This window comes from Actinophytocola sp. (assembly GCF_035712165.1).
Lineage (GTDB): Bacteria > Actinomycetota > Actinomycetes > Mycobacteriales > Pseudonocardiaceae > DASYTH01.
Genome location: NZ_DASTBH010000486.1, coordinates 1 through 6,827 on the forward strand (window position 1 = coordinate 1; position 6,827 = coordinate 6,827).

A 6,827-nucleotide genomic window follows, 5' to 3' on the forward strand; every position below is an offset into this window, starting at 1 on the left:
GAATCCACCGCACCCACAACCGGATCGACCACATGCCGCACCGGACCTCCAGGGCCCGCCACCGAATCCACCGCACCCACAACCGGATCAGCCACGTGCCGCACCGGACCTCCAGGGCCCGCCACCGAATCCACCGCACCCACAACCGGATCGACCACATGCCGCACCGGACCTCCAGGGCCCGCCACCGAATCCACCGCACCCACGACCGGATCGACCACGTGCCGCACCGGATCCACCGCGCCTACGACCGGATCCGCGGCCCCGACAACGGGAGCCACGGTGTCCGCTATCGGATTTACCGCGCCCACAACCGGATCGACCACGGCGCGGACCGGATTTCCCGTGCCGGCAACGGAATCCACCACCCCGGCCACCGGGTTCGGTTGTGGACCGTGCGCGCCGGGGTTGGCGTCGACCAGATCGCGCACACCGGACATGTCCACGCCCGCGGCCGGTGACACCGCGGTGACCAGGTTGTTCGTGATGTTCGCGACGTTGGCCGCGGTGCCCCGGGTCGAGGTGTCCAGTCCGAGCAGGGCGTTCGGGTGGCCGGCGTTCGCCGCGTGGTGCGCGGCGTCGGTGTTGCGGGCCAGGTCGACCAGGTTGCGCACGATCTCCACCTTGGCCGCGCCGACCTGGTTGGCCGCGTGGTCCAGCCGGTCGGCGGCGGCGGTGCAGCCGCGCGCGGCGGCGGTGAGATGGCCGGTGTCCGGGTGCACGAAGGTCGACCAGTGCCGGCGGGCCGCGTCCGCCGCCGGCCCGTCCGACGTGCCCAGCGCCGCCCGTGCCGCGTGGTCGGCGTCGCGGGTCAGGTGGGTCAGCCCGGTGCCGGCGTCCCGCCAGGCCCGGGCCGCCTCGCGCATGCGGTCCTCGTCGGCCTCCGGCCATTGCACCCCGGCCCGGGTGGCGACGTCGGCGAGCTCCGGTGGCAGCTGGATTCCCATTTCCGACCCCCTATGCGCCGGCCCGGTCGATCCGGACCACGCCGGCCTCGTCCTGGGCCCGGTATGCGGCGGCGGCGTCGGCGAAGCCGGTGCCGACCGCGCCGAGCCGGTCCGGCAGCTCACCCAGGCCGCTCAGCGTGGTGTCGGCCGGCGCGGTGTGCGTCGCTGCGAAGCTCTGGCCCACCCGGTCGGCGCCCCAGCACGGCCCGAACCCGGCCAGCGCCTCGGACAACTCGCGGTGGATGGCCCCGGCCCGCCCGGCCAGATCGGGGAACTCGCCGGCCCGGGCGGCCAGCGCGTCGGCATCGGTGCTGAAGCCATCGGTCATCGCGCTGTCCCTCCGCGCTGTAGCCAGGTCTGGTCGCCGAGGTCTCCGGGCCGCGGCCAGCTCTGGTCCTCGACACCTCCGCGCCGCATCCAGGTCTGGTTCTCGAAGCTCTCCTCGGCCGCGACCGCCGGCGGCGCGAGCTCGGCCGGCGTCAGGTCAGCACTGCCGTGCAGCAGCGCGGCCGGGTCGGCGCCGGACGGCAGCAGCGGCGCGACCAGATCCTCGGCCGACCGGGCGGCCAGGCGCGCGGCCACGGCCGTGGTGCGCACGATCAGGGCGGCCAGTTCGTCCGGCCGGTAGGTGCGGTAGGCGCGCTCGTCGATGGTGAGCCCGGCGAGCACGCCGCCCGGCCCCACGGTCGCGGTCACCAGACCGTCCTCGCTGGACGCCGCGGCGCGCACCGCGGCCAGCGCCTGCTGCACGCTGGCGAGCTGCTCCCGACTTCGGCGATACCCGGCAACGAGTTCATCGACCTGTGCCTGGTGGTCAACGGTCACGGCCACCTCCGGGTGCTGACGAGCGCCGGCTGGGGTTTGACGCCGTCGACCGGCATCCGGTTCCCCGTGGCTCGATTGATGCTGCTCGAGTGATGCTAATTTCCGGCGCGCAAACCCGCATGGATGGCGGAATGCACCGCCCGGGCCAGCGCCCCACCTGTCAACGAGCGGGGGCCGCCGAAGGATTCGGCCGGGCCGGTGGGCGGGCAGAGCAGCACGGTGGCGTCGGTGGCGGTGCCGGTGCCCGGGACGCCCGCCTCGGCCAGGGCCTGCGCCTTGGCCTCGGCGACCGTGGCCACGGCGTTCACCAGTGCGGCCTCGGACAGCCGTACCGGCAGCCAGCAGACCGCGTTGATGGTGCCCACCCGGTCGCCGAGCGGCTCGGCCGGCGCGGCCGCCCAGGTGGGGTGCGCGCCGATGCCGGTGGTCACCCAGGCCCGCACGCCGCCGTCGGCCTGGTGCACCACCTGCCGCACGTCCACGGCGGTCAGCAGCCCCACCCCGGCGCCGGTCAGTCCCGCGGCGCCGGCGAGGTCGGCCAGGTGCACGTCCGGGTCGAGCCGGCCGTAGCCGGGGGACACCGTGCCGTTGAGCACCCAGTGCCGCTCGCCGAGCCCGCCGCCCATCGGCGCCGACGAGATCGCCAGCCACGGCGTGGCGCAGCGCCACACCAGCAGCGGCCCCGGGGCCAGCTCCGGTTCCGGAACCGTCACGCGATCTCCTTGCGCACCAACGCCCGCCGCTCGCCGCGTCGTTCCACCACACCGAACCCCGCGTCCAGGAACAGCTTCAGGGTGCCGTGGTACAGATCGCCGGAGGGCCGCTTCTCCCCCTTCGTGTCCACCGGGTAGGCCTCCACCGCTCGCGCGCCGCCCTTCGCGGCGTAGCGCACGGCCTCGTCCAGCAGCCGCGCGGCGGTCCCGGACCGGCGGGCGGTGCGGTGCACGAAGAAGCAGGTCACCGACCACACGTCGGACAGGTCCTCGCCGGGGTCGACCGGCTTGGCCACCGGGGACCGGTCCAGCCTGCGGTACACCGGCCGGGGCGCCACTGCCACCCAGCCGACGGCCTCGGCGCCGGACATCGCCAGCAGCCCGACCGGTTTGCCCGAGCCGGCCAGCTCGCACAGCGCCGCCCGGTTCGGCTCGTGCTGCCCGGCCCGGAACTGCGGCCCCGGCAGCCGGAAGAACATGCACCAGCACCCGCCCTCGGCGCCGTTCGGTCCGAACAGCCGCTCCAGGGCCGGCCAGGTCTTTGCGGTGAGCTCGACGACCCGCACGCCTACCCCCGCAGCGCCCGCACCACGCGCGACGGGCTCGGCCGGCCGAGCCGTTGCGCCATCCACGCGCTGGTGTCGGCGAGCCGGTCCAGGTCCACCCCGGTGCGCACGCCGAGCCCGTCCAGCATCCACACCAGGTCCTCAGTTGCCAGGTTGCCGGTGGCCGACTCGGCGTACGGGCAGCCCCCGAGTCCGCCCGCCGAGGAGTCCACGGTGGACACCCCGAGGCGCAGCGCGGCCAGCGTGTTGGCCAGCGCCTGCCCGTAGGTGTCGTGGAAGTGCACGGCCAGCGCGGCCACCTCGGTCCCGGCCGCCCGGAAGGCGCCGATCAGCGCCTCGACCTGGCCGGCGGTGGCGACCCCGATGGTGTCCCCGAGGGACAGCTGCGAGCAGCCGAGGTCCAGCAGCCGGCGGCCCACCGCGACCACCTGTTCCGCCTCGACCGGACCCTCCCACGGGTCGCCGAAGCACATCGACAGGTAGCCGCGCACGTCGAGCCCTTCGGCCCGGGCCCGGGACACCACCGGGTCGAACATGGCGAACTGCTCGTCCAGGCTCCGGTTGAGGTTGCGGTTGGCGAACGTCTCGGTGGCGCTGGCGAAGATCGCGATGTGCCGCACCCCGGCGGCCAGCGCCCGGTCCAGCCCGCGCTCGTTGGGCACCAGCACCGGGTAGCTCACCCCGGCCCGCCGGTCGAGCCCGGCCAGCACCTGCTCGGCGTCGGCAAGCTGCGGGACCCACTTGGGGTGCACGAAGCTGGTCGCCTCCAGCACCCGCAGCCCGCTGCCGGCCAGCCGGTCGAGGAACTCGAGCTTCACCTCGACCGGCACGATCGCCGACTCGTTCTGCAGCCCGTCGCGCGGCCCGACCTCCCAGATCGTGACCTGGTCCGGCAGGTCCGGCGCGGGTGCGCGGACCGGCAGGCCGAGCGCTCGTGCGGACACTTAGCGGCGGTCCGGCGGCTGGGTGTACGGCTGGGTCGGTTGCGGCGCCCCGCTCGGCCGGTAGTCGTCGTACGGGTTGTCGTTGACCTCGCGGTAGATGTGCGAGTGCACCTTCTCCACCTGCGGGATGTCGTCGAACTCCAGCGGCTCCTGGGAGGACGACTCGACGATCAGCGTGCCGCAGCCGAAGATCCGGTCGATCAGCCCGTGCTCGAACCGGACGCTGCTGATCCGGGACATCGGGATGTCGATGCCGGTCCGCTTGATCACGCCCTCCCGGGCCATCACCCGGTCGGTGGTGACGATGAAGTGCGTGGTGCGCCAGCGGAACAGCGGCGCGAGGAACAGCCAGGCGATGACCGCCAGCGCCACGACCCCGATCGCGATGGACGAGATCGAGTCCCACGGCGAACCGGCGTCCTGGGCCAGGGTGAACAGCCAGATCCCGACGCCGAGCGTCACGACCAGAACGAGATAGGGCAGCACCAGCATCTTCCAGTGCGGGTGCTTGTGGATGACGACCTGTTCGCCTTCGCTGAGCAGGTCCTCGGGGTAGGCCACGGTGTTCCTCCCGACCTAGCGACACCGTCGTTGTCGCGGTAACCGTACCTGTCCGGAGGCTTCCCTTTAGCGCAGATGCACCACGTCGCCTGCCGAGATCGCGGTCTCGGCGCCGTCGTCGGTTTTGACCAACAGTTCGCCGGCCTCGTCGACGCCGACCGCCTGGCCGGTCACCTCGCCGTTGGGCAGTTCGACCCGCACCCGGGAGCCGACCGTGGCGCAGGCCGCCCGGTACTCGTCCAGCAGCCCGGCGGCCGCCAGGTCCCCGCCCGCGGCCCGCCAGCGCCGCTCCAACCGGGCGAACTCGGCCAGCAGCGCGGCGGTCAGCGCGGTGCGGTCGGTGCCGCTCGCCCCGGCCTGCTCCAGCGAGGTCGCCGGCAGCCCGCCCGGGCCGGCCGGCACCTCGACCGGCAGCGCCCCGACGTTGAGCCCGATGCCGACCACGACCCCGCCGGACACCGCCTCGGACAGCACCCCGGCGCACTTGGCGCCGCCGGCCAGCAGGTCGTTCGGCCACTTGAGGGTCGAGCGCACGCCCGCTTCGGCGGCGGTCCGGACCAGGGCCAGCCCGGCGACCATGGCCAGCGACCCCAGCCGGGCGGCCGGCACCTCGGCCGGGCGCAGCAGCACGCTCAGGTACACCCCGGACGGCGGGGACACCCACTCCCGGGAGCGCCGGCCCCGGCCGGCGGTCTGCTCCCCGGCGACCAGCACGGTCCGGTCGGCGACGCCCGCGGTGGCCGCCTCGGCCAGGTCGGCGTTCGTCGAGCCGGTGCTCGCCACGACGTCCAGGGCCGCGTACGGGCCGGCCGGCGCCACCAGCGTCTCCCGGAGCCGGACCGGGTCTAGGTCGTTCGACACGGATCAACACGGTATCGCCGGAGAGACGGGCAACACTCCTCGGGCCGTGGCCGGCACGGCGCGATTAGGCTCCGGCCCCATGAGCGAGCTTGCGAGCGAATCAATGGGCGCAGTGTCTGAGGCGCGGCACCGAGCTTGCGAGGTGCCGCGATGAGTAGTGCGACGCAGCCGGTCGGACAGGTGCCCGAGGTGGCCCCGGACATCCACACCACGAGCGGCAAGCTGGCCGACCTCTACCGCCGCAACGACGAGGCCGTGCACGCCGGCTCGGCCCGGGCGGTGGAGCGGCAGCACGCCAAGGGCAAGAAGACCGCCCGCGAGCGGATCGACATGCTGCTCGACCCGGGCTCGTTCATCGAGTTGGACGAGTTGGCCCGGCACCGCTCGACCAACTTCGGCCAGGAGCACAACCGGCCGTACGGCGACGGGGTGGTGACCGGCTACGGCACCATCGACGGCCGCCCGGTGTGCGTGTTCAGCCAGGACGTCACGGTCTTCGGCGGCAGCCTCGGCGAGGTCTACGGCGAGAAGATCGTCAAGGTGATGGACCTGGCGATCAAGACCGGCCGGCCGATCATCGGCATCAACGAGGGCGGCGGCGCCCGGATCCAGGAGGGCGTGGTCTCGCTCGGCCTCTACGGCGAGATCTTCATCCGCAACACCCGGGCCTCCGGCGTGGTCCCGCAGATCTCGCTGATCATGGGCGCGAACGCGGGCGGGCACGTGTACTCGCCGGCCCTGACCGACTTCGTGGTGATGGTCGACAAGACCTCGCACATGTTCATCACCGGCCCGGACGTGATCAAGACGGTGACCGGCGAGGACGTCGGGTTCGAGGAGTTGGGCGGCGCACGCACGCACAACACCAAGTCCGGCAACGCGCACTACCTGGCCGCCGACGAGGACGACGCGATCTCCTACGTCAAGGAGCTGATGTCGTTCCTCCCGTCGAACAACATGTCCGACCCGCCGGTGTTCGAGGGCTTCGTCGACACCGGCTCGGTGGCCGACGGGGTCAGCGACACCGACCGCGAGCTGGACACCCTGATCCCGGACTCGCCGAACCAGCCGTACGACATGCACGAAGTGATCACCCGGGTGCTCGACGACGGCGAGTTCCTCGAGGTGCACCCCCTGTTCGCGCCGAACATCCTGGTCGGCTTCGGCCGGGTGGAGGGCCGCAGCGTCGGGATCGTGGCCAACCAGCCCACCCAGTTCGCCGGCTGCCTGGACATCAACGCCAGCGAGAAGGCCGCCCGGTTCGTGCGCACCTGCGACGCGTTCAACATCCCGGTGCTGACCTTCGTGGACGTGCCGGGCTTCCTGCCGGGCACCGACCAGGAGTGGAACGGCATCATCCGGCGCGGCGCCAAGCTGATCTACGCCTACGCCGAGGCCACCGTTCCGCAG

The 6,827-nt window shown here is 73.1% G+C and carries 8 protein-coding genes and 1 pseudogene; 1 reads left to right on the plus strand and 8 read right to left on the minus strand.

Going from position 1 to position 6,827, the window contains the following annotated elements; translation table 11 throughout:
- The 8 genes and pseudogenes from VFO68_RS27640 to VFO68_RS27675 form a co-directional block, all read right to left on the minus strand.
- A pseudogene (locus tag VFO68_RS27640) lies at window positions 1-947 on the minus strand (hypothetical protein); the annotation flags it as partial.
- 10 nt (window positions 948-957) lie between these two features.
- On the minus strand, window positions 958-1,275 hold the full coding sequence (locus VFO68_RS27645) for a hypothetical protein (RefSeq protein ID WP_325161328.1): 318 nt from the start codon (window positions 1,273-1,275) through the stop codon (window positions 958-960).
- Window positions 1,272-1,772: a YbaB/EbfC family nucleoid-associated protein gene (locus VFO68_RS27650; protein ID WP_325161329.1), complete on the minus strand. Its 501-nt coding sequence runs from the start codon at window positions 1,770-1,772 to the stop codon at window positions 1,272-1,274. The genes VFO68_RS27645 and VFO68_RS27650 overlap by 4 nt, the downstream gene beginning before the upstream one ends.
- A 95-nt stretch (window positions 1,773-1,867) precedes the next feature.
- The gene (locus tag VFO68_RS27655; RefSeq protein WP_325161330.1) at window positions 1,868-2,485 is read right to left on the minus strand and encodes an adenosylcobinamide amidohydrolase; all 618 of its coding nucleotides are present in this window, start codon (window positions 2,483-2,485) and stop codon (window positions 1,868-1,870) included.
- Window positions 2,482-3,051, minus strand: a complete 570-nt coding sequence (locus VFO68_RS27660; protein WP_325161331.1) for a GNAT family N-acetyltransferase — start codon at window positions 3,049-3,051, stop codon at window positions 2,482-2,484. Before VFO68_RS27660 ends, VFO68_RS27655 begins: the two co-directional genes overlap by 4 nt.
- A 2-nt stretch (window positions 3,052-3,053) precedes the next feature.
- Window positions 3,054-3,995 (minus strand): hydroxymethylglutaryl-CoA lyase, encoded by a 942-nt coding sequence (locus tag VFO68_RS27665; RefSeq protein ID WP_325161332.1) that lies wholly within the window; start codon window positions 3,993-3,995, stop codon window positions 3,054-3,056.
- On the minus strand, window positions 3,996-4,556 hold the full coding sequence (locus VFO68_RS27670; protein ID WP_325161333.1) for a PH domain-containing protein: 561 nt from the start codon (window positions 4,554-4,556) through the stop codon (window positions 3,996-3,998). It lies immediately after the preceding gene.
- Between the two features lie 66 nt (window positions 4,557-4,622).
- A complete protein-coding gene (locus tag VFO68_RS27675) occupies window positions 4,623-5,417 on the minus strand; it encodes a biotin--[acetyl-CoA-carboxylase] ligase (protein ID WP_325161334.1) in 795 nt (264 codons plus the stop codon).
- A 150-nt stretch (window positions 5,418-5,567) separates the two neighbouring features.
- On the opposite strand from VFO68_RS27675, the gene VFO68_RS27680 reads away from it, so the two are divergent.
- Window positions 5,568-6,827, plus strand: a 1,260-nt coding sequence (locus tag VFO68_RS27680; protein WP_325161335.1) for an acyl-CoA carboxylase subunit beta, incomplete at its 3' end; no start/stop codon positions are given.

Bases quoted from the DNA above. Each gene is read 5' to 3' on its own strand.
- VFO68_RS27645 (WP_325161328.1), bottom strand. From the start codon at position 1,275: ATGACCGATGGCTTCAGCACCGATGCCGACGCGCTGGCCGCCCGGGCC.